Source organism: Arthrobacter sp. UYNi723, assembly GCF_054057635.1.
The window spans coordinates 22481-42309 of the sequence record NZ_JBSRZM010000002.1; the positions used below are offsets into that span (position 1 = coordinate 22481).

The 19829-nt window shown below is 65.7% G+C and carries 15 protein-coding genes and 1 tRNA gene; 4 read left to right on the forward strand and 12 right to left on the reverse strand.

From position 1 onward, the window contains the following. Positions 1-18: 18 nt before the first annotated feature. From ACVWY0_RS01975 to galU, 4 genes are all read right to left on the reverse strand, one after another. Positions 19-91: transfer RNA gene (locus ACVWY0_RS01975), tRNA-Ala, on the reverse strand. 133 nt (positions 92-224) lie between these two features. Continuing rightward, positions 225-1130, reverse strand: a complete 906-nt coding sequence (locus ACVWY0_RS01980) for a hypothetical protein (RefSeq protein ID WP_485835382.1) — start codon at positions 1128-1130, stop codon at positions 225-227. Positions 1131-1278: 148 nt separating this feature from the next. Continuing rightward, on the reverse strand, positions 1279-1896 hold the full coding sequence (locus ACVWY0_RS01985; RefSeq protein ID WP_485835220.1) for a GNAT family N-acetyltransferase: 618 nt from the start codon (positions 1894-1896) through the stop codon (positions 1279-1281). A 5-nt stretch (positions 1897-1901) separates the two neighbouring features. After that, positions 1902-2807, reverse strand: coding sequence for a UTP--glucose-1-phosphate uridylyltransferase GalU (galU, locus tag ACVWY0_RS01990; RefSeq protein ID WP_485835221.1), 906 nt, complete (start codon positions 2805-2807; stop codon positions 1902-1904). Positions 2808-2914: 107 nt separating this feature from the next. Between galU and ACVWY0_RS01995 the strand changes: the two genes are divergently transcribed. The 3 genes from ACVWY0_RS01995 (at position 2915) to cpaB (ending at position 4761) form a co-directional block, all read left to right on the forward strand. After that, positions 2915-3535, forward strand: coding sequence for a 5-formyltetrahydrofolate cyclo-ligase (locus ACVWY0_RS01995; protein WP_485835222.1), 621 nt, complete (start codon positions 2915-2917; stop codon positions 3533-3535). A gap of 116 nt (positions 3536-3651) precedes the next feature. Continuing rightward, the gene (locus tag ACVWY0_RS02000; RefSeq protein ID WP_485835223.1) at positions 3652-3915 is read left to right on the forward strand and encodes an FmdB family zinc ribbon protein; all 264 of its coding nucleotides are present in this window, start codon (positions 3652-3654) and stop codon (positions 3913-3915) included. Between the two features lie 99 nt (positions 3916-4014). Continuing rightward, positions 4015-4761, forward strand: a complete 747-nt coding sequence (gene cpaB, locus ACVWY0_RS02005) for a Flp pilus assembly protein CpaB (RefSeq protein WP_485835224.1) — start codon at positions 4015-4017, stop codon at positions 4759-4761. A 19-nt stretch (positions 4762-4780) separates the two neighbouring features. On the opposite strand, the gene ACVWY0_RS02010 is transcribed toward cpaB, so the two are convergent. The 7 genes from ACVWY0_RS02010 to ACVWY0_RS02040 all read right to left on the reverse strand — a co-directional run bounded on the left by ACVWY0_RS02010 (position 4781) and on the right by ACVWY0_RS02040 (position 15731). Continuing rightward, positions 4781-8887 carry an AAA family ATPase gene (locus tag ACVWY0_RS02010; protein WP_485835225.1) on the reverse strand — a complete coding sequence of 1369 codons (4107 nt, stop codon included), beginning with the start codon at positions 8885-8887 and terminating at the stop codon, positions 4781-4783. Positions 8888-9016: 129 nt separating this feature from the next. Then, positions 9017-10606: a glutamine-hydrolyzing GMP synthase gene (guaA, locus tag ACVWY0_RS02015; protein WP_056344133.1), complete on the reverse strand. Its 1590-nt coding sequence runs from the start codon at positions 10604-10606 to the stop codon at positions 9017-9019. Between the two features lie 100 nt (positions 10607-10706). Beyond that, on the reverse strand, positions 10707-11213 hold the full coding sequence (locus ACVWY0_RS02020; RefSeq protein WP_485835226.1) for a DUF3817 domain-containing protein: 507 nt from the start codon (positions 11211-11213) through the stop codon (positions 10707-10709). After that, the gene (locus ACVWY0_RS02025) at positions 11210-12064 is read right to left on the reverse strand and encodes an SURF1 family protein (protein WP_485835227.1); all 855 of its coding nucleotides are present in this window, start codon (positions 12062-12064) and stop codon (positions 11210-11212) included. The genes ACVWY0_RS02020 and ACVWY0_RS02025 overlap by 4 nt, the downstream gene beginning before the upstream one ends. A gap of 120 nt (positions 12065-12184) precedes the next feature. Then, positions 12185-12673 carry a PTS sugar transporter subunit IIA gene (locus ACVWY0_RS02030; RefSeq protein WP_058931803.1) on the reverse strand — a complete coding sequence of 163 codons (489 nt, stop codon included), beginning with the start codon at positions 12671-12673 and terminating at the stop codon, positions 12185-12187. 45 nt (positions 12674-12718) lie between these two features. Next, entirely contained in the window at positions 12719-14458 is a 1740-nt protein-coding gene (locus ACVWY0_RS02035; RefSeq protein ID WP_485835228.1) for a glycerol-3-phosphate dehydrogenase/oxidase, read from the reverse strand. A gap of 136 nt (positions 14459-14594) precedes the next feature. Then, complete coding sequence (locus ACVWY0_RS02040; RefSeq protein WP_111908417.1) at positions 14595-15731, reverse strand: GuaB3 family IMP dehydrogenase-related protein; 1137 nt, start codon at positions 15729-15731, stop codon at positions 14595-14597. A 223-nt stretch (positions 15732-15954) separates the two neighbouring features. Here ACVWY0_RS02040 and ACVWY0_RS02045 point away from each other — a divergent pair, with 223 nt between their 5' ends. After that, positions 15955-17874 (forward strand): S8 family peptidase, encoded by a 1920-nt coding sequence (locus ACVWY0_RS02045; RefSeq protein ID WP_485835229.1) that lies wholly within the window; start codon positions 15955-15957, stop codon positions 17872-17874. 94 nt (positions 17875-17968) lie between these two features. Here ACVWY0_RS02045 and ACVWY0_RS02050 read toward each other — a convergent pair whose 3' ends face one another. Next, positions 17969-19828: an ABC transporter ATP-binding protein gene (locus ACVWY0_RS02050; RefSeq protein WP_485835230.1), complete on the reverse strand. Its 1860-nt coding sequence runs from the start codon at positions 19826-19828 to the stop codon at positions 17969-17971. Between the last annotated feature and the right edge of the window lies 1 nt (position 19829).

Here is a 19829-nt window from a genome sequence, read left to right on the forward strand (position 1 = left end):
GGTAAAGCTTGGAAGCGGTGGAGCTAAGGAGATTCGAACTCCTGACCTCTTCGATGCGAACGAAGCGCTCTACCAACTGAGCTATAGCCCCGGAATAGTCCGCGTCCCCGGGAGGAACGGCGGTACCGGTGACCTTAGGCTACAAATTTTCGTCCCGCATTGCGAATTGACACTCCGCACCCGGACTGACAGCTGGTTTCTGCTTTGGCGGACTTGGTGACTTATCAGGCGCGGCGGCGCTGCAGGACGTCGTCGAGGTTGCTCAGGGCGCTCTGCGCCTTGGTGAGGGGCTTGGTGGCAGGCGCGGCGGGCGTGGCTGCGGGAACGCCCTGTTTCAGGGACGGCTTGCCGACGGCTTTGGGCGCCTCGGGAAGATCAAGCGGCTGGGGAGCCGGGCGCTCGGCCTTGGCGGCCTCAACGTAGACCGGCTTTGGCACGTCCACCGGTTCCCAGGTTGTGTCGGCCGGCGCCAGCGACGCGGCGGCGGCGCTGGCATCTCCGGCGGCAACGGCAACAGCCAGTGCGGCTTCCCGGAGCTCCATCGCGGTCAGGGGCTTTGGCTTCGGCTTGGGCTGGTGGGCCTCGGCGTCAAAGAGCCGGCTTTCAGGCCGGGCGGCGGGACGGGCTTCAGTGTCCGTGGCGGCAGATCCCTGACGCCGCACGGGGGCGCTCATCGCGGAACGGAACGCGGCGTTCACTTTGGCCTTGCGGTCACGCACGGCCAGGAAGCGCAGCACGAAGACAGCCGCGACGGTGACGGCAAGGCCGGCGACCGGCAAGAGCACGCTTCCGATTCCGAACGGCAGGAGAACACCCGAAACAAAGGCGGTCAGCAACGCCAGGACACCAACGAGGGCGATCCCTGTCCTGCCATAGCGGATCCGGAACGCGCCGCGCGTCGTCGCGTTGCCGGACGTTTCCGTGGCGGTTTCGGGGCTCTTCCTGATCTCCATGGCTTTCTCCTGCTGGGCGGCGATGTTCATTACCGTCCCGGCTCTCGGGTCCGATGATTCAATGGCTGGTACGTCCGCCAGGAAGTCGCCAGCGGCCTGGGCCTGGTGCCGGCGGTTCCGCAGAACGTAGGGCGCAACCCATACGATCCAGAGCACAACGGCAACCACAAGGATCACTGAGCTGCTTAGGGGGAAGTCCACAATCAAAACCGTATGAGCATTAGGGCAGCCGCCCCGGCATTAGCCACGGTGTGTCGCCGGCAACGTGGCAATTCATTGGATTTATGACCTTGGAAGTACCCATGGCCGGTTCAGGTCCGGCGGGTCAGGACCGGGACGCGAGCCACGGGGCGAGCAGCCCCTCCGGGACCTCGTCAGCGGTCAGCGCGAAGGACCGGTGGTCCGCCCACTCCCCGTTGATGTGAAGGAAGCGTGGACGGTATCCTTCGTCGCGGAAGCCCAGCTTCTCAACCACGCGCAGGCTGGGGCCATTCTCGGGCCGGATGTTGATCTCCATCCGGTGCAGGCCCATTGCCTGGAAACAATGGTCAGTGGCCATTGCCACCGCCGTGGGCGCGATGCCGTGACCCGCGCGCGCCTGGTCAACCCAGTACCCCAGCGTGGCCATCATGGCCGAACCCCACACAATCGAGGACACAGTCAGCTGGCCAACGATGACCGGGGCGGCCGACCTGGGCGTGCGCTCAGTGATCAGGAACGGCAAAGCCGTCCCCTGGGCGGCCTGGATTTTCAAGGACCGCACCATCTGCCGGTAGTCAGGCAGCGCACCGCCGGGTGCCGGGTTGGATGCTTCCCAGGGCGCTAGCCACTCGCTGTTGCGCCCACGGACCTGGGTCCATTCCTTCTTATCCCGGTACCGGATGGGGCGCAGGATCAGGTCGCCGCATTCGAGTGTTACGGGCCAGATGGGTCCGGGGCGCACGGCAGTTATTTAGCGAGGCCGGCCGTGAAGCCCGGCAGCCATTCCCGCAGGCCTGGGCCGAGGTCGTCGCTGTCAATGGCGAGCTGGACGCAGGCCTTGAGGTAGCTGAGCTTGTCGCCGGTGTCGTAGCGGCGGCCGCGGAAGACCACGCCGTAAACTCCGTAGCCGTCACCGTCGCCGGCTGCCAGTTCCTGCAGGGCGTCGGTCAGCTGGATTTCCCCGCCCCGGCCGGGGCCCGTGTGCTCGAGTACGTCAAAAACTGCGGGGTGGAGGACGTAGCGGCCAATGACGGCCAGGTTTGAGGGCGCCTCGTCCACGCTGGGCTTTTCGACGAGCTTATTGATCCTGACGTAGCTTTCACCGTCGATCTCCTGCACGTCGGCACAACCGTAGGCACTGATCTGGGAGGGTTCCACTTCGATGAGGGCCACCACGGATCCGCCGGTCTTGGACTGGACTTCGATCATGGTGCTGAGGAGTTCGTCCCGGGCATCGATCAGGTCGTCGCCCAGGAGGACTGCGAACGGTTCGTTGCCGACGTGCTGCTTTGCACGCAGTACTGCGTGGCCCAGGCCGTTGGGGTCACCCTGGCGGACGTAGTGGATGTCACCGAGGTTGCTGGCTGCCTGGATGGACTCAAGTTTGGCCAGGTCGCCCTTGGCTTCCAGGGTGTCCTCCAACGAAGGAACCCTGTCGAAGTGGTCCTCCAGGGCACGCTTGTTCCGTCCCGTGATCATCAGGATGTCATTGAGGCCAACGTTGACAGCCTCTTCAACCACGTACTGGATGGCCGGCTTGTCCACCACCGGGAGCATTTCCTTGGGCATGGCTTTTGTGGCCGGCAGGAACCTGGTGCCGAGGCCGGCAGCGGGAATAACGGCCTTGCGTACTGTCTGCTGAGTGGTAGTCACTGGACTAATCTAACGGAGGGGCTGACCATTCAGTAATTATTGGTGGCTCCTGGCCAGCGCGGCGCAGACGCGGCAACGGCCACCCCGAACGGCAAAGAAGGAGCGGCATGTCCCAAGGCAGCAGCGAAGCCAAGGCGGACATCCGCGCACGCCATCGTGCGCGCCGCACCGCGACGGACCCCACACAACGCGACGCGGCAGGCGCCGCCCTGGCCGTCCACGGCGTTGCCTGGGCTGAACAGCTCACCGGTGGGACGCCGTCGACCTTTTGCGCCTACCTGGGCGTGGTCCCGGAGCCGCCCACGCTGCCCCTGATCAGCGAACTTCACCGGCTTGGCCACAGCGTCCTACTCCCTGTCTGCGAGCTCGCCCGCCGGCTGAGCTGGACGTACTGGACCCCCGGCGTCGAGTTTGTCCGCAGCCGCTATGCCCCGGTGCTGGAACCTGCCGGACCGCGCCTTGACCTCGGCATCATGGCGTCCGTTGCTGCACTCTTCATCCCCGCCACGGCCGTGGACAGGGACGGCAACCGCATAGGCCAGGGCGGCGGCTACTACGACGTCCTGCTGGGCTCCCTGGCCGGGGACGGCCTTCAGATCCCGTTTGCGGCCATCGTCTTCGATTCCGAACTGCTCCCGGCCGGAAGCATTCCCGCCGAAGACTTTGACCGGAGGGTTCCGGCTGCGCTCACGCCCTCAGGTTTGATCCGGCTGCCGGACCCGGCCTGACGGAGGGCTGCTTTCCGGGGGTGATAGAATTGGCACTCAGGCCCTGCGACTGCTAATGGACGGTTTCCGCTCAGCGCAGCACAGGACCTCTCGTTTGCCCCCGAGGAGGATCACCAGTGCCCACTTATGCTTACGCCTGCAAGGATTGCGGCCACGCCTTCGACGTTTTCCAGTCGTTTACCGACAGCACCCTGACTTCATGCCCGGAGTGCCAGGGCGCCTTGCGCAAGAAATTTAACAGCGTGGGTGTGGTCTTCAAGGGCTCCGGTTTCTATCGGACCGACTCCCGGGATGCCAAGGGAAGCACCGTTTCGGCTGCCCCTTCCGCGCCCGTGGCCGCTCCGGCGCTGGCGCCTGCCACCGCCGCTGCCGCCAGCTGACCTCCGGTCCAAAAAGACGTACGACGCCGGCAGCTCGGTTGTCCACATAGGCACCACTGCTTCTGTCGGGTTTGGTTGCCGCTACGTAGCGTGGTTCCCATGCCCGCTACCCTCTTTCGTTCCAGCCGCGGATCCGCCCCGCCGGGACGCCCGGTCCGCCGCCCGCTCCCGTCAGCAAGCACCAGGGGCGCGCGCGGCCACAGGCTGTTGTCCTGGCTCGGCCGGAACCGGCGCCTCGCGATAGCGCTCCTGCTCTGCCTTGCTGCCGGGATCACGGTCCATCAGCTCACTCCCCCGCCCGCCGATACGGTCTCGGTGTTGGCGGCGGCGCGGGATCTCCCCGCAGGCACGGCCTTGACAGCCACGGACCTGACGGCAACGAAGATCCCGCCGGGGATGCTGACCGCCGGATCCATGTCCGACACCAGTGAAGCCGCCGGCAAACAACTGGCAGCCCCGTTGCGGAAGGGCCAACTGATGACGGACTCCCTGCTGCTGGGACCCGGCCTCCTGACCGGAACGCCGCCGGGCTCCGCAGCCGTGCCCTTGAGGATGGCCGATCCTTCCTCCATCCAGCTGGTATCGCCCGGGCAACTGGTCAACGTGGTGCTGACCGGGGCGAACGGCTACGACCAGCAATCCCCCTCAGAGGTGCTGGCTTCATCCGTTCCCGTCCTGTGGACGTCAGGACAGGGCGGCAAGACGGGTCAGTGGTTGGGCACCGGCGAAACCGACGGGCTGATCGTCGTGGCAGCAGCCCCGGAGCAGGCTGCCCGGCTGGCGGGGGCCTCCACACAGGGCAAGCTGTTTTTCGTCCTGGTGGGACCCGAGGGCGGGGCCGGGTGACGCCGCTGCAGCCTGGAGGTCAGCCCCAGTGCGGCGGCTTGTTTTCCTTCAGCCATGCGTCGTGATCGTTGTCGGGACCATCGCCCCAGCGCTTCGGGTCATCCTCCGCAGCCTTGTTGGGCAGGATGCCCGCGGCCCCGGGCAGCTGGCGCTCCGGCACAGCCGCGTTCCCGTTTCGTGCGTCGTCCGCGTGGTCGTTACCGTGTGTATCTGCCTGATCGGCGTTCCGTGGGGTCACAACAACCGCCTCCTCACTGGCCAGGCGTCCGGCCTGGTCGTCGTTCCTGTCGTTTCCTTCGCTCGCAAGCGCCAGCGGGTCCATGTCCTCGTCAAAGAATCCGCCCGAGGCCGTGCCCCGTCCGGGCGGCAGAACATTCTCAAGGCCCAGGTAACCCGCGATCCGGTCCGCGCAGGCGGACGGGTCCGTGAAGACTTCGATGGTCCACAGCGGCATGTACCGCCAGCCCATCCGTTCCAGCAGCTGCGGACGGAGCCGGCTCCGCTCACGGACACTCATGGTGCGGTATTGCTCCGTGCCGTCCGATTCGATGGCCACCGGCCGCGGAATCTCGGCGTCGTCCTGACCCATGGTGCTGAGTGGGTCTGCTGCGGCCACCACGTCAATCACGCCGTCGTACTGGTGCCAGACGCGGGCGCCGCGGGCACGCAGCCGGTCACCAAGATCGGCGACGAGGGGATCGGCCCCAAGCGCCTGCTCACTGGCGGCGGCACGCGAGGCCGGAGTTCCGAGATCAGTCTTTCCCGCAATCTCACGGTTCAGGAGCTCGTAGAAGTCCACCGCGCCGTAGGACAGCCGCGTGTGATCGAGGTCTTCGGGCTGGAAACACGTCAGGACGTGGAGCGAACGGCGGGCACGTGTCATGGCCAAAGCGAATTTTTCCCGCCCGCCCTCAGCGGACAGGGGTCCGAAGTTGTGCAGCGCCCGGCCGTGCGGAGTGCGGCCGAAACCGGGTGAGAAGATCACATGGTCACGGACCAGGCCCTGCGCCCGCTCAAGGTCAACCACCCGGAACGACTCGGACCCTGCGCTGAAGAAGCTGGCCAGGCCCGGGTGGTTCGGGAGCTGAAGACGAATGGACTCACCGATCCGGGCAGCATGGCGAAGGCTGGCGGTGACCACTGCCAGCGATGTGCGCGGCCGTGTCCGGGCGTGCTCAAAGACCAGCTGCACCACCCGGTTGACCTCGGCCACCACGGATTCGACTCCTTCGTGGTCGGCACTGGGCAGTCCGGTGCCGTCGGGAAGGTACTCAACCAGGAGCGCCCTGTCCAGCCCCGTGGCCGACTGTCCCTCCGGGAGCCTGCGGAGGGAGCCTTCGTAAGAGTTCTTGCTCAGCTGCAGGACCAGGTCCTCGTCAACCGCGCGGTACACAAAATTCAACCGCCAGACAGGCAGGATCGCAGACAGCGCCGAATACGCGCTTTCGACGCGCTGGTGGGCGGCTTCACCGGCCGCCAGCCGCTCGACACCCACAGTGAAAGTCCGGGGGCTGGCAATCTTGGCATCACCGAAAGCTATGACCTGCCTGGCGCGGGCGATGGCGGGCAGGACGGCCTGAAGTGACGTCGCTTCGGCGTCCAGGATGACCACGGCGTCGAAGCGCTGTTCGGCCGGCAGGAGCCCGGTCATGAGGTAGGGGCTGACCGACCAGACCGGCACCAGCATGGGGACCAGCTCGGCGGCCTGGGCCGTCAGCGCGGCGAGGGTAACCCGGCCGTCCTTGAGCAGGCTCCTGAGCAGCTGGGCCTGGCGCGGGTGTTCCGCAAGCGCGGCCCGCCACCGTTCGGACAGGTCCCAGCGCAGGCGCGCCGCGCCGCTGGCAATATGGGCGTTGTCCGCGAGCCGGTATTCGGCCTCCAGCTGCCGGAGTGCGTCCCCGTCAGACATGGCCAGGTAATCGTCGCCGCTGATCATGGCTTCCAGAGCGGACTGCCACCAGGCCAGCTCAAGCTCGGCTGCGACGGACTCTGCGGGAACCTCCCGCTCCGCAAGATCGGCCAGGAGCTCCCCCAGGCCGTGCTCGCGCATGTTTTCGACGAGCAACGTACGCTCGGGCAGCGTTTTCAGCGTGTGGGTGTCGGCCACGAGCCGCTCCAGCCGCTCCATGAGTTCCTCATAGCGGGCCGTTGCCAGCGAGCCGCCGGCCTGCGTGTGCCGGAGGGCTTCCCCCAGCTGGGTCAGCTCCCGGTCCAGGGACCGGTACATCACGTTCATTTCGGCAAGGCCCGAGGGGACGGCCGGGTGGCGCTGCGAGGTGGCGTAGCCGGACCAGAGGGCACGCTGGTCCTGCACCAGCACCAGCGAGCTGTGGAGATCGGTGATGTGGACGCCCGGACGGACGTACTCCTTGGCGACGCGGCGCAGGCGGGAACGCTGCATGGAGGCCATGTCGACATTCCGCTCCCGGCGCCAGGCGGAGGACGCCGTAGCGGAGATGAGATCGTTGACCGGCCTGTCGAAGATGTCCGGTGTGAACTTGTCCAGGCTTTCGCGGACAGCCATGAGGAGCTCGAGCTGCTCCCCCCACTCCGAGAAGGACGTGCCAAGCCGGATTTCGGCATGTTCGGCCACGCTGTTCATCCGGTCGCGCAGGACAGGCAGGTTCTTGGCCACTGACCGGGCGAGTTCCTGGGCCTCCTCGGTCTCCTTGCGGGTGAGCAGCCGGGCGCCGTGCCACGGGCTGGTAGTGGAGGCGCGGCTGAAGCTGCCAAGCTCCGCAGCGCGGCGAAGCCTGCCGGCGAGCTCGTTGCGGTCGCGGATGCTGTCCAGCACACTGCGCTTGAGCCGTACGGTGGTGGCGGGGGCGGGGTGGATGGAGGTCAGCTCGGCCAGTGACTGCATGGCCTGATACGGCGAGCAGCCCCAGCGCTGGCGCACGTTATGCAAGGACGCCACGTGGTCCATCAGGGCGTGCCGGTGCTCGGTGAGGGTCCGGTGGAGGTTCCCCAGCTGCGGTTCGAGTGACTTTTCGTTCCGTACGATGGCCCGCACCAGCTGGGCCTTGAGCTGCTGTGGTGTGGCTGTGCCGGACAGCTGGAACAGGATGGATTCAAGTCCAAGCGATTCCAGTTGTGCCGATACTTCATTCAGGCTGGCCCGGCGGTCACCCACCACCAGGACTGACCGCCCAGCGTCCACCAGTGCACCGATGGTGTTGATGGCCGTCTGGGTCTGTCCCGTGCCCGGCGGGCTGCTGACCACCAGCGAGTCTCCTGCGCGGGCGGCATCAATGACGTACTGCTGGTCCGGATCGGCGTCGAGGAGGAGGAGTTCGTCGTCCGGGTGGCGCGCGTCCACGCTCGGGAAGCGGGAGGGGTCCGGCGCGGGTACATCAATGACTTCACCGCTGGCCGCCTTGGCCAGGGCGGCGACCAGCGGGTTGCCCTCATTGATCCAGGGATCGTCCAGGTTGCCGGAGAGGTCCGCAAAAGTAGACACCAGCAGATTGTGCTGGGCTTCGGCGCCATGGATGGGCCGGATGAGGGTTGCGAGCTTATCCAGGACAGGCTGGGGATCGAAGCGTGCGGTGCTGTACGCGAGGCGTGTCACGGCGTTGACGTCAAAAACAATGCCATGGATGGTCTTCAGGTGCCGGACCAGGGCCGGGTTGATGTTGGCCTGCTCGGTGAGCTGCAGTTCGTAGTCGTCCTCACCCGGGCGGACCGTGAGTGAGATTGCCGTGAGCATCACCGGCGCCGAGACCCGCTGGGGTTTGCCGCCAACAGCGGAGGTCCACACAACGGTGCCTGCTGAAAGGTAACCGGCATCTATGCCACGGTCATTTCCGAGTTCGAAGATTTTCGAGCGGATGTTCCGCGATGCCCGGGCCGCGACCACGTACTGCTGGTGGTCACGGATGAGTGTGGACAACCGTGTGCGGCGGCCGGCCATGAGCTGGGCAAGACCGGACGGGTGCGCATGGGTCAGGTCAATGGAACCTTCGGGGGTCTTGGTGAAACGCAGCATGGTGTCTGCCCCGGTGACGGGTTTAAGCCCGGACAGCCATTTTCCGAGCTCTTCAGAACCCTCCGCGTGGCCTTGACCAACTGACACTACTGCCTTCTTTTCTGCGTTTGCACGTGACGCCCTGGACCATACCGGCATACTTTCGAGCGTAGCCGCAAAGGAGCCGGGATGAGAGACCGCAACACTGGATCAGGCCAAATTGCGGCGGATTTCAACGGATGACAGCAATGGCCGGCCTCCGCTGACGGAGACCGGCCACTCACACTGTTATTCCCACTCGATGGTTCCCGGCGGCTTGCTGGTCACGTCCAGCACCACCCGGTTGACACCTTCCACCTCGTTGGTGATCCGGTTCGAAATCCGGGCCAGGAGATCGTACGGCAGTCGGGACCAGTCCGCCGTCATGGCGTCCTCGGACGAAACGGGGCGGAGCACAATCGGGTGGCCGTAGGTGCGGCCGTCACCCATAACACCCACACTGCGGACGTCGGCCAGCAGGACCACAGGCATCTGCCACACCTCGTTGTCCAGCCCGGCCGCGGTCAGCTCGGCACGCGCGATGGCGTCCGCCTTGCGGAGCAGGTCCAGACGCTCCTGGGTGATGTCGCCGACGATGCGGATTCCCAGTCCGGGGCCGGGGAACGGCTGGCGTCCGACGATTTCCTGCGGCAGGCCCAGCTGGGCGCCCACGGCGCGGACCTCGTCCTTGAACAGTGCCCGGAGCGGTTCCACCAGTTCGAACTGCAGGTCCTCGGGAAGGCCACCGACATTGTGGTGGCTCTTGATGTTCGCAGCACCTTCGCCGCCGCCGGATTCGACGACGTCCGGGTACAGCGTGCCCTGGACAAGGAATTTGATCTTCTCGCCATGGGCCGCGGCCTCGGCGATGATGGCCAGCTCAGCCTCTTCAAACGCGCGGATGAACTCGCGGCCGATGATCTTGCGCTTGGTTTCCGGATCGCTGACGCCGGCCAGGGCCGACAGGAAGCGCTCCTGCTCGTTGGCTACATAAAGCTTGACGCCGGTGGCAGCAACGAAGTCGCGTTCCACCTGCTCGGCTTCGCCTTCGCGCAGCAGGCCGTGGTCAACGAACACACAGGTCAGCTGGTCGCCGACGGCCCGCTGGACCAGCGCCGCTGCAACGGCCGAGTCAACGCCACCGGAGAGCCCGCAGATAACCCGGGCGTCGCCGATCTGCTTACGGATCCGGTCCACCTGCTCCTCGAGGATGTTCCCCGTGGTCCAGTTGGGCTCCAGCTTTGCGCCCTTGAACAGGAAGTTTTCCAGCACCTGCTGGCCATAGGCCGAGTGCTTGACCTCGGGGTGCCACTGCACGCCGTAGAGGGCCTTCTCTTCGTTGGCGAAGGCCGCCACTTCAGCGCCAGCCGTCGTCGCCAGAACTTCGAAGCCTTCGGGCGCCTCGTGCACGGAGTCGCCGTGGCTCATCCAGGTGTTCTGGTGCTGCGGCATCCCCTCTAGGACCGAGCGGCCCTCACCGAGGATGGTGGTCTGGGTGGAGCCGTACTCGCGCAGGCCGGTCTTGTCGACCTTTCCGCCCAGGGCGTTGGCCATGGCCTGGAAGCCGTAGCAGATGCCGAAGACCGGGATTCCGGCCTCAAAGAGGTCGGCGCCGACGGCGGGCGCCCCGTCCGCGTAAACGCTGGAGGGGCCACCGGAAAGGATGATGGCGGCGGGGTCCTTGGCCAGGAGCTGCTCGGTGGTGAAGGTATGCGGAACCACTTCCGAATACACATTCGCTTCCCGGACGCGGCGGGCAATCAGCTGCGCGTACTGGGCACCGTAGTCAACAACCAGCACCGGTTTCTGGGAAGTCTGGGATGCAGTGGGAGTAGTCACCGTACTAGCCTACTTTGCGCGGTTGCCCCGCCGCACATTCAGGACCGTGGGTGTGACGCAGTGAACGTCCGACGGCGGGACTCCCCCACCGCTGCAGCGTTCAGTACCGCTGTGCGGCCTGCGGGTTCGCGGCCAGTTCGGCTTCCACCTCGGCGTGCAACTTCTTCTCCACCACGAAGGACAGGAACGGCACCACGCCGCCCAGGGCCAGGAGGATGAGCTTCATGAACGGCCACCGCATCAGCGTCCAGAGGCGGAAGTTGGAGATCAGGTACACCACGTACATCCAGCCGTGGACGATCAGCACGGCGACGGAGATGTTCGCGCCGCCCACCACGCCCTGGGGCTCGGCGTCGGCGAATCCCAGGCCGAAAGGCTGGCCCGTGACGGCGTTGGTGCCACCGGCAAACAGGTACTGGCCAAAGGCGTAACGTGCGATGAGTTCGGCGCAGAGCAGCAGCAGCATGGCGCCTGTGAGGTACGCCAGCACCTTGTAGAACTTCAGAGCGGAACGGATCTGCCGCTCGGTACCGCCGAAGCGGCGCTTCTTGCCCTTGCCCTTGCCCTGCGCAGAATCCTGCTGGACGGCCGGTTTCGGTTCGATCATGGCTTTACCTTTTGTTGGAGCTGTTCAGAAGTTGCTGGGGTGGGCAGTGCGGGCGGAGCATCCTGGTCGTCGTCGTGTTCCTCTTCGAGGTCCCGCCGGTAGTCGTCCTTGACCAGGCGCCACCAGATAAACAGGGCGAACCCGGCGAACACCACCCATTCGAGCGAGTAGAAGAGATTGAGCCAGTTGACCTGCTGCGCGGGCGGCTGGGGGCCGATTTCCAGGGGTTTCAGGGCACCGTCAACCGCCGCGGCGGACAGGTCGGACCCGGCCGCCAGTTCGGAAGCTGCGGCCACGAATCCCGGGTACATGCTGACGTCCCAGTAGTTGATGAGTTCGGCAACAGACACGGCGGAGGCGCGTCCGGGTTCCGGTGCGGTGGAAGGCATCGGCGATTCTGACGGCAGCAGCCGTCCGGTCAGATTCACCACGCCCGACGGCGGTGCGCCGGCGTCGTCGGGATCCGCCACCCAGCCGCGGGCTACTGGAATCCAGGTCTCGGGTGAAGCAGCGACGCCGGTGAGCGCGGGCGCTCCGTTCACGGCGAAGGCGGAAACCACCCAGTAGCCGTTCTCGCCATTCTTCAGGCGGCCTGGCACCAGGACCTGTTTGGCGGGGTCGTAGGTTCCGTCAGCGGAGACCATCTGGTCTGACACTGATCCGGGAAAGTAGGCTCCGGGCTCGAGCGTTTCCGTCAGGACCCTGACCTCTTCGGTGGCGGGATTCACCGCTACCTCGGGCTTCGTGGACCGACCGAACTGCCACTGGCTGAGCAGGACAAACACCCCGGAGACTACGATCGCGAAGACCAGGCCTGCGATCCATCGGGGCTTAAGGGCTGTTTTCCACACGTGTTAACCGTACTTCGTTCCTCTGTAGAACAACTAAACGACCGGGTACGTCCCGGCCTTGGAGTGGGGCAGCAGGGTCCCTACGTGGCGACGGAGTCGATACGAAAGGGCCTGCCCCAATCAATGGTCGAAGAACACCAGGCTGGAGTTGATGAGCTCGGCGATGACTTCGGCATCGTAGGCCCGCCGCAGCGACTCCCGGAAGGACTCCTTGGACAGGGACCGGGCCAGGGTGGCCAGGACTTCCAGGTGATCGGAAAACGAGCTTGCAGGGGTGGCGATCAGCAGGATGACGGTGGCCGGACCGTCGGCGGCACCGAAGTCCAGCGAGTGGCCGTACTTGGTGATTCCCACGGCGATGGACGTCCGCGAAACGAATTCGCTGCGGGCGTGCGGGAGACCGATCCCGCCGGGCAGGCCGGTGGCGAGCTGGTGTTCGCGGGCATTGACGTGTTCCAGGAACCGCGGCAGGTCCGTGACCCGCCCGGAGGCGAAGAGGCGTTCTGCGAGTTGCGCCGCGGCGTCCGACTTGTCCGTTGCCTCCAACTCCAGAATCACCAATTCGGAGGTGGTGAGATCGGCATCGTACCGGTCAAGTGGTTCCGCCAAGGCGTGTCCCTTCAGTCAGGAGAATTGCTGGTGTGCGGTGCCGCCTCAGCGCAAAGGGACGATGTCCTCCACGCCCAGCCGTGCGGCGTCGGCGGATTCGTCATCCGGCTGCTGCTGGCTCAGCCGTTCAGCTTCAACGCGTGCTATGTAGTGCTTTATTTCGCTTTCGCGCTGTACATCGCTCCAGCCAAGGACTTCGCCCATAAGTTTAGCGACAACCGGCACCGCCGACACGCCACGGTCCCAGGCCTCGATGGAGATGCGCGTCCGCCGGGTCAAAACGTCATGGACATGCCGGGCGCCCTCGTGGGTTGCGGCGTAGACGGCTTCCGCCTGCAGGTAGTCGTCAGCACCGGGCAACGGTTCCGCCAATTCAGGATTCCGGGCGATGATGTCCAGCACCTCCGGAGTCATGGACCCGTAACGGTTGAGCAGGTGCTCTACCCGGGCCACGTGCACGCCGGACTCTTCAGCGGTCCGGCTCCGGCGGTTCCAGGCCGCCTTGAAGCCGCTGGCGCCCAGCAGCGGGATGGTTTCGGTGCAGCTCGCCGGGACCCGCTCATCCATGGTGCGGGTGGCCTCGTCCACGGCGTCCTTGGCCATGACCCGGTAGGTGGTCCATTTGCCGCCTGCCACCACCACCAGGCCCGGTACCGGGTGGGCCACGATGTGTTCACGTGACAGTTTCGCCGTGGAATCGTTCTCCCCTGCCAGGAGCGGGCGCAGTCCGGCGTAGACGCCTTCAACATCCTCCCTGGTCAGCGGGCGTTTCAGGACCCGATTGACGTGCTCGAGGATGTAGTCGATGTCCTTGCTGGAGGCCGCCGGGTGGGCCTTGTCGAGGTTCCAGTCGGTGTCTGTGGTGCCGATGATCCAGTGCCGGCCCCACGGAATGACGAACAGCACGGACTTTTCCGTGCGCAGGATCAGCCCAACCGTGGACTGGAACCGGTCGCGGGGCACTACGAGGTGGATGCCCTTGGACGCCCGGACCTTCAGCTGCCCGCGGTCGGTGACCATGGCCTGGGTTTCATCGGTCCACACGCCGGTGGCGTTGATGACCTGTTTGGCTTTGATGTTGAATTGCGAACCGTCTTCGTGGTTGACCACTTTGGCCCCCACCACGCGTTCGCCTTCACGCAGGAAATCCACCACCGCCATCTGGTTCACCGCATGGGCGCCGTAGTGCACCGCCGTCCGGACGAGGTTTGCCACGTACTTGGCGTCATCCACCTGGCCGTCGTAGTAGCGGATGGAGCCCACAAAGGCGTCTTTTTTCAGGCTGGGGGCGGCCCTGAGGGTGCCCCTCCTGGTGAGGTGTTTGTGGAACGGCACGCCACGGCTGTGCCCGCCGGTAATGGACATGGCGTCATACAGGGCGATCCCGGCGCCCACATAGGGCCGTTCGAAGAACGGTTTGGTCAGCGGATACAGGAACGGCACAGGCCGGGCCAGGTGCGGGGCCAGGACCGAAAGAATCAGGCCACGTTCGTGCAGCGCTTCCTTAACCAGCCCGAAATCCAGCATCTCCAGGTAGCGCAGGCCGCCGTGGATCAGCTTGGATGAGCGTGACGACGTGCCGGCCGCCCAGTCGCTGGCCTCCACGATCCCCACGCTGAGGCCGCGGGTCACGGCATCCAGCGCCACACCGGCGCCTACGATGCCGCCCCCGACGATCAGGATGTCCAGTTCGTTGCCGGGTTCCGAGGTGGCCCTGAGCCTGGCGATCGATGCTTCCCTGGCCGCGGGACCAAGGACCCCGCCTTCGTTTGGAACAGTGTTCACTGAACGCCTCCCTTGCCGCTGCTGCCGGTAGTAAAACCACACTACTTCCTTGCCGCACGGTTGGGCAGGGCAGGTTCAGCGAGGGAGGCGCTCCGGATGACGTCAGCGGCGTCGGCCGCTCGTCAGTAAGAGGCTGTCAGTTACCCGTGTACGGAGAAACCACGACGTCGACGCGCTGGAATTCCTTCAGGTCCGAATAGCCGGTGGTCGCCATCGAACGGCGGAGTGCGCCAATCAGGTTGGACGTGCCGTTGGTGTGGTGGCCGGGCCCGAAAAGCACCTCCTCGAGCGGTCCGACGGTGCCGACGTTGGCGCGGTCACCGCGGGGAAGCTCCAGGTGGTGGGCCTCCTGGCCCCAGTGCCAGCCCTTGCCGGGTGCTTCTTCGGCCCGGGCGAGGGCGCTGCCCAGCATCACGGCGTCGGCGCCCATGGCAATTGCCTTGACGATGTCACCCGAGGTGCCCATGCCGCCGTCGGCAATTACATGGACGTACCGTCCGCCGGATTCATCCATGTAGTCACGGCGGGCGGCCGCGACGTCGGAGATGGCGGACGCCATGGGCGAGTGGATGCCCAGGGCGCGCCGCGTGGTGGCGGTGGCACCGCCGCCGAAGCCGACCAGAACGCCGGCGGCTCCGGTGCGCATCAGGTGCAGGGCGGGCGTGTAGCCGGCCGCGCCGCCCACAATCACGGGGACGTCCAGTTCGTAGATGAACTGCTTGAGGTTCAGGGGTTCGTGGTCTTTCGAGACGTGCTCGGCTGACACGGTGGTCCCGCGGATCACAAAGATGTCGACGCCGGCAGCCACCACGGTCTTGTAGTGTTCCTGGGTGCGCTGCGGGGTCAGCGAGCCGGCCACCGTCACGCCGGCGGCGCGGATCTCCGCCAGGCGGGACGTGATCAGTTCCGGCTGGATGGGAGCGCGGTACAGCTCCTGCATACGGCCGGTCACGGCGGGGCTGTTGACCTCATCCTGGAGGGCACCGATCTCGTCAAGGATGGGCTGCGGGTCCTCGTAGCGGGTCCAGAGTCCCTCAAGGTCCAGCACTCCGAGCCCGCCCAACCGGCCCAAGGCGATGGCCGTCTCCGGGGACATGGCCGAATCCATCGGAGCGGCAATCACGGGCATGTCGAACTTGTAGGCATCGATCTGCCAGGAAACGGAAACGTCCTTGGGGTCGCGGGTACGACGGTTGGGGATAATCGCAATGTCATCCAGGGAGTAGGCACGACGCCCACGCTTGCCACGGCCAATCTCGATCTCGTAAGTCACGTGACCACTTTACTTGACCACGCGGGATGCGGTGGGGCGCCTCCTCTTGGGTTCATCCCGAAACTGATAGTCCACACTTTATTGACACATCTTGTCAACCCATTTACAAGTTTTGAAAATACCTTTATGTTTACTCTCGGTTACCACCTGATCCACCACGTGACCACCTATCACTCCCCTTCACCCGGGCCACACCTGTGCCCGTTCCGAGAAAGAAGCCCCTATGGGACGTTCATCAATCAGGCGCCACCGCATCCTGGCCCTGTCGCTCGCCGCAGCAGTCGGCACCCTGGCCTTCGCCAGTTCGCCGGTCTTCGCCACCCCCGAAGACGGTGACGGCACTGCAGCCGGGACGGCCGCCGTCCAAGGCACTGCGGTGCACGACGTGGCCGCCGGAGAGGCCTACACGAAGTTCATCGTCGAATACAAGGAGACCACGGCGAACGCCACCCCGAACGGCCGCGCCAATGCCTGGGGCAAAGCAGCCAAGTCACAGGGCGTGAAGGTGCAGGAACTCCGCACCCTGGCCACCGGCGGAACGCTGATCGAGGCGGACAGGGCCCTGTCCGGGCAGGCTGCCGAAGACTTCATGGCCGAGATTGCGGCGTCCGGATCGGTCCACTACGTGGAACCTGACGCCCGCATGACGGTGGCTCTCACGCCCAACGACCCACGCTATGGCGAGCAGTGGGATTTCACTGGCACCAACGGCATGCGGGTCCCCGGGGCTTGGGACGTTGCCACCGGCACCGGCGTGACGGTGGCCGTGATCGACACCGGAATCACGGCCCATCCGGACCTCGACGTGAATGTGCTGCCGGGCTACGACTTCGTCTCCGACGCCACGGCCGCGCGTGACGGCAACGGACGGGACGCGAACGCGCAGGACCAGGGCGACTGGTACGCCGCCGGCGAGTGCGGCCAGTCGACAGCCGGCAACAGCTCTTGGCACGGCACGCACGTCGCCGGCACCGTTGCAGCCGTGACCGGCAATGCCACCGGCGTGGCGGGCGTCGCACCCAACGCCAAAGTGGTGCCGGTACGCGTCCTGGCCAAATGCGGGGGGTCACTGTCCGACATTGCCGATGCGATTATCTGGTCAGCCGGCGGCACCGTCCCGGGCATCCCGGCCAACGCCAATCCCGCCACGGTCATCAACATGAGCCTGGGCGGGTCCGGTGCCTGCGGCAGCACGTACCAGGCAGCCATCAACTCCGCAGTTTCGCGGGGAGCCACCGTGGTTGTGGCGGCCGGCAACAGCAACCAGGATGCTTCCGGATTCCGCCCGGCCAACTGCAACAGCGTTGTGAGCGTGGCCGCCAGCAACCCGAGCGGCAGCCTCTCCTACTACTCCAACTACGGCTCCACGGTTGACCTGACCGCACCCGGCGGCGACGTCCGCGTAGCAGGCGGCGGAATCCTCTCCACTATCAACACCGGTACCTCCACACCGGGATCCGCCGGCTACGCCAGCTACCAGGGAACGTCCATGGCAGCTCCGCACGTGGCCGGGCTGGCCGCAATCATGAAGTCCAAATCGTCCACGCTTACCCCGGCCCAGGTGGAGTCCACGCTCAAGCAGGGAACCCGGGCAATGCCGGGCGGCTGCACCACGGGCTGCGGCACAGGGCTCTCGGACGCCACCAAGACCATGGGCCTGCTGGGCGGGGTCACTCCCCCGCCGTCCGGCAACCTGCTGCTGAACCCGGGCTTCGAATCGGGCGCAGCCTCCTGGACCGCTGACCACGCCGACACGTTCGAGACCGGAACGAATGCCAGGACCGGTTCCGGCTTCGCCAGCCTCAACGGCTGGGGCCAGGCAACGTCCTACATGCTCGACCAGTCGTTTGCAGTCCCGTCCACGGTGGCCACCGCGTCGCTGTCCTTCTACCTGAAAGTGCAGTCGGACGAGACCGCATCCAGCGCGGCCTATGACACCCTGAGGGTTCAGGCGGTCAGCAACGGTGTGACCACCACGCTGGCCACTTACTCCAATCTCGACGAGTCCGCCGGCTATCTGCAGAAGCAGCTGGACCTCTCCGCCTACAAGGGCAAGAGCGTGACCCTGCGCTTCCTGGGTGTTGAGGACTCGTCGCTGGGGACGTACTTCTACCTCGACGACACAGCGGTGACCACCTCTTAGCCTCGGGGCCGCACGAATGCGGGACCGCCGGCCACGCCTCGCAGCGCGGCCGGCGGTTCCTGCGTGAAGTGGGTGACACTAGGCCCTGCCGTCGTCAGACGCCCTCGGCCTCCTCCACCGTCAGCTGGGATTCGAACATCCTGAAGTAGCGGCCCCGCAGCGCCACCAGTTCCTTGTGGGTGCCCTGTTCCACAATCCGCCCGTCCTCGAGCATGTAGACAATGTCGGCCTTCTCAATGGTGGCAAGCCGGTGGCTGATGGCAATGATGGTGCTGCTGCGGTCCGCGAAAAGCCGGGTGAAGATCCGGTGCTCGGCCAGCGCGTCGATAGCGGACGTCGGCTCGTCCATCACCATGAAGGTGGCGTTGCGGTAGAAATTCCGGGCCATTGCGAGCCGCTGCCACTGGCCGCCGGAGAGCCCGCTCCCCTTACGGCCGCGCGGATCCTCCATCCAGTTGCTGACGTAGTTGTCCAGGCCGTTGGGCAGCTTGTTGATGAACTCCAACGCTTCAGCGTCGCTGGCTGCCTGGCGGATCCGTTCGTCGTCACGGGGCGAGTCCACGTCGCCAAAGCGGATGTTGTCGGCGGCAGTGGCGAATTCGTACTTGAGGAATTCCTGGCTCAGGACGGCCAGGTGGCGGTGCCAGGACTTAACGTCGACGGCGGCGAGGTCGACGCCGTCGAGCATTACCTGCCCGGAATCCGGGCGGTAGAGGCCGGCGAGGATCCGGATCAGCGTGGACTTCCCCGCCCCGTTCTCACCTACGACGGCGATGTGCTGGCCTTCGCGGATGGTCATGCTGATGCCGCGGATCACCTCGGTGTCGCTGCCCGTGTAGGTGAAGCGGATGTCCCGCATTTCCACGGTTTTGGGTGCCCGGAGCAGCGGCGGCGAATGGTCCGAATGCACCGGCATTGCCATGAACAGCTCGTAGTCCTTGAGGTTGGCGAGATCCTCGTCGATCGAGCTGAGGGAGGACACCAGGCTGTTGGCTGTGGAAAGTGCGCGGCTGACGATCTGCTGGACATAGAGGAACTGGCCAACGGGCTGGGCACGGGCGATGATCTGGCCCACCACCCAGATCAGGGAGATCACCTCGGCGCCGTACTGCAAGGCGTCGGCGGCGAGCTGCTTGGGGATGTAGCGCTTCTGGAAGTCCAGGCGGCGCCGCTCATCAGCATCGCGCAGCCGGGAACGGAGGTCCATCAGGTAGCCCACGATCCCATAGAGCCGCATTTCGGCGATGTGCTGAGGGCGGATCAGGTTGGTTTCGATCATCCGCCGTTGCCGGCGGGAGTCCACCTGGGTGTTCCAGTGGGCGATCTGCTCGCGCGAGAGCTTGAACTGCAGGTAGACGCTAGGCACGATCGCCACCAGGACAATCACGGCGATCCACCAGCTGACCAGAAGCAGGGCTCCCACGGCCAGGATCACGGAGACCAACTGGGTGAAGATGGCCGCGATCCGGTCCAGCACGCGGGCATAGGAATCGGAAAAGCGCTTGGCCCGGTCGTAGAGGTCCACGGTTTGCTTGTCGTCATAGCGCCAGAACTCCAGGGCCAGGAAGCGCTCGTACATCTGGTCGCCCACGATGGCGCCCACCTTGAAGCTCATGAGCTGCTGGATGTAGCGGTCCACGCTGCTGAAGCCACCCCAGAAGAGCCCCAGGGCAGCCGTGATGATGACGTACACAATGGCCTGCTGGCCTGCTGAGGAATCACCCGAGTAAGCGGCCGCCAGCGCCGTCGTGGTCAGCGCTGCGAAGTAGGTGGTCACCAAAGGCAGCGTCGCCGAAATGAGCGAACCGACTACTTTCATCACGACGGCGGCCGGCGAGGCCCGGAAGCTGACCCGCAGCACCTGCGCCACAGCCCGGGCGTAGGGCCTCAGGGCCAACCGCCGCTGAGGGTCCTTTTTTGGGTTCAGTTCGGCCGGATGGCGTGGTTGGGACATG

Excerpts from the sequence above, each read along its gene's own strand:
- cpaB (WP_485835224.1), top strand. The coding sequence starts at position 4,015 with ATGCCCGCTACCCTCTTTCGTTCCAGCCGCGGATCCGCCCCGCCGGGA.
- ACVWY0_RS02010 (WP_485835225.1), bottom strand. The coding sequence starts at position 8,887 with ATGCCGGTATGGTCCAGGGCGTCACGTGCAAACGCAGAAAAGAAGGCA.
- ACVWY0_RS02045 (WP_485835229.1), top strand. The coding sequence starts at position 15,955 with ATGGGACGTTCATCAATCAGGCGCCACCGCATCCTGGCCCTGTCGCTC.
- ACVWY0_RS02020 (WP_485835226.1), bottom strand. The coding sequence starts at position 11,213 with ATGATCGAACCGAAACCGGCCGTCCAGCAGGATTCTGCGCAGGGCAAG.
- ACVWY0_RS02050 (WP_485835230.1), bottom strand. The coding sequence starts at position 19,828 with ATGTCCCAACCACGCCATCCGGCCGAACTGAACCCAAAAAAGGACCCT.
- ACVWY0_RS01995 (WP_485835222.1), top strand. The coding sequence starts at position 2,915 with ATGTCCCAAGGCAGCAGCGAAGCCAAGGCGGACATCCGCGCACGCCAT.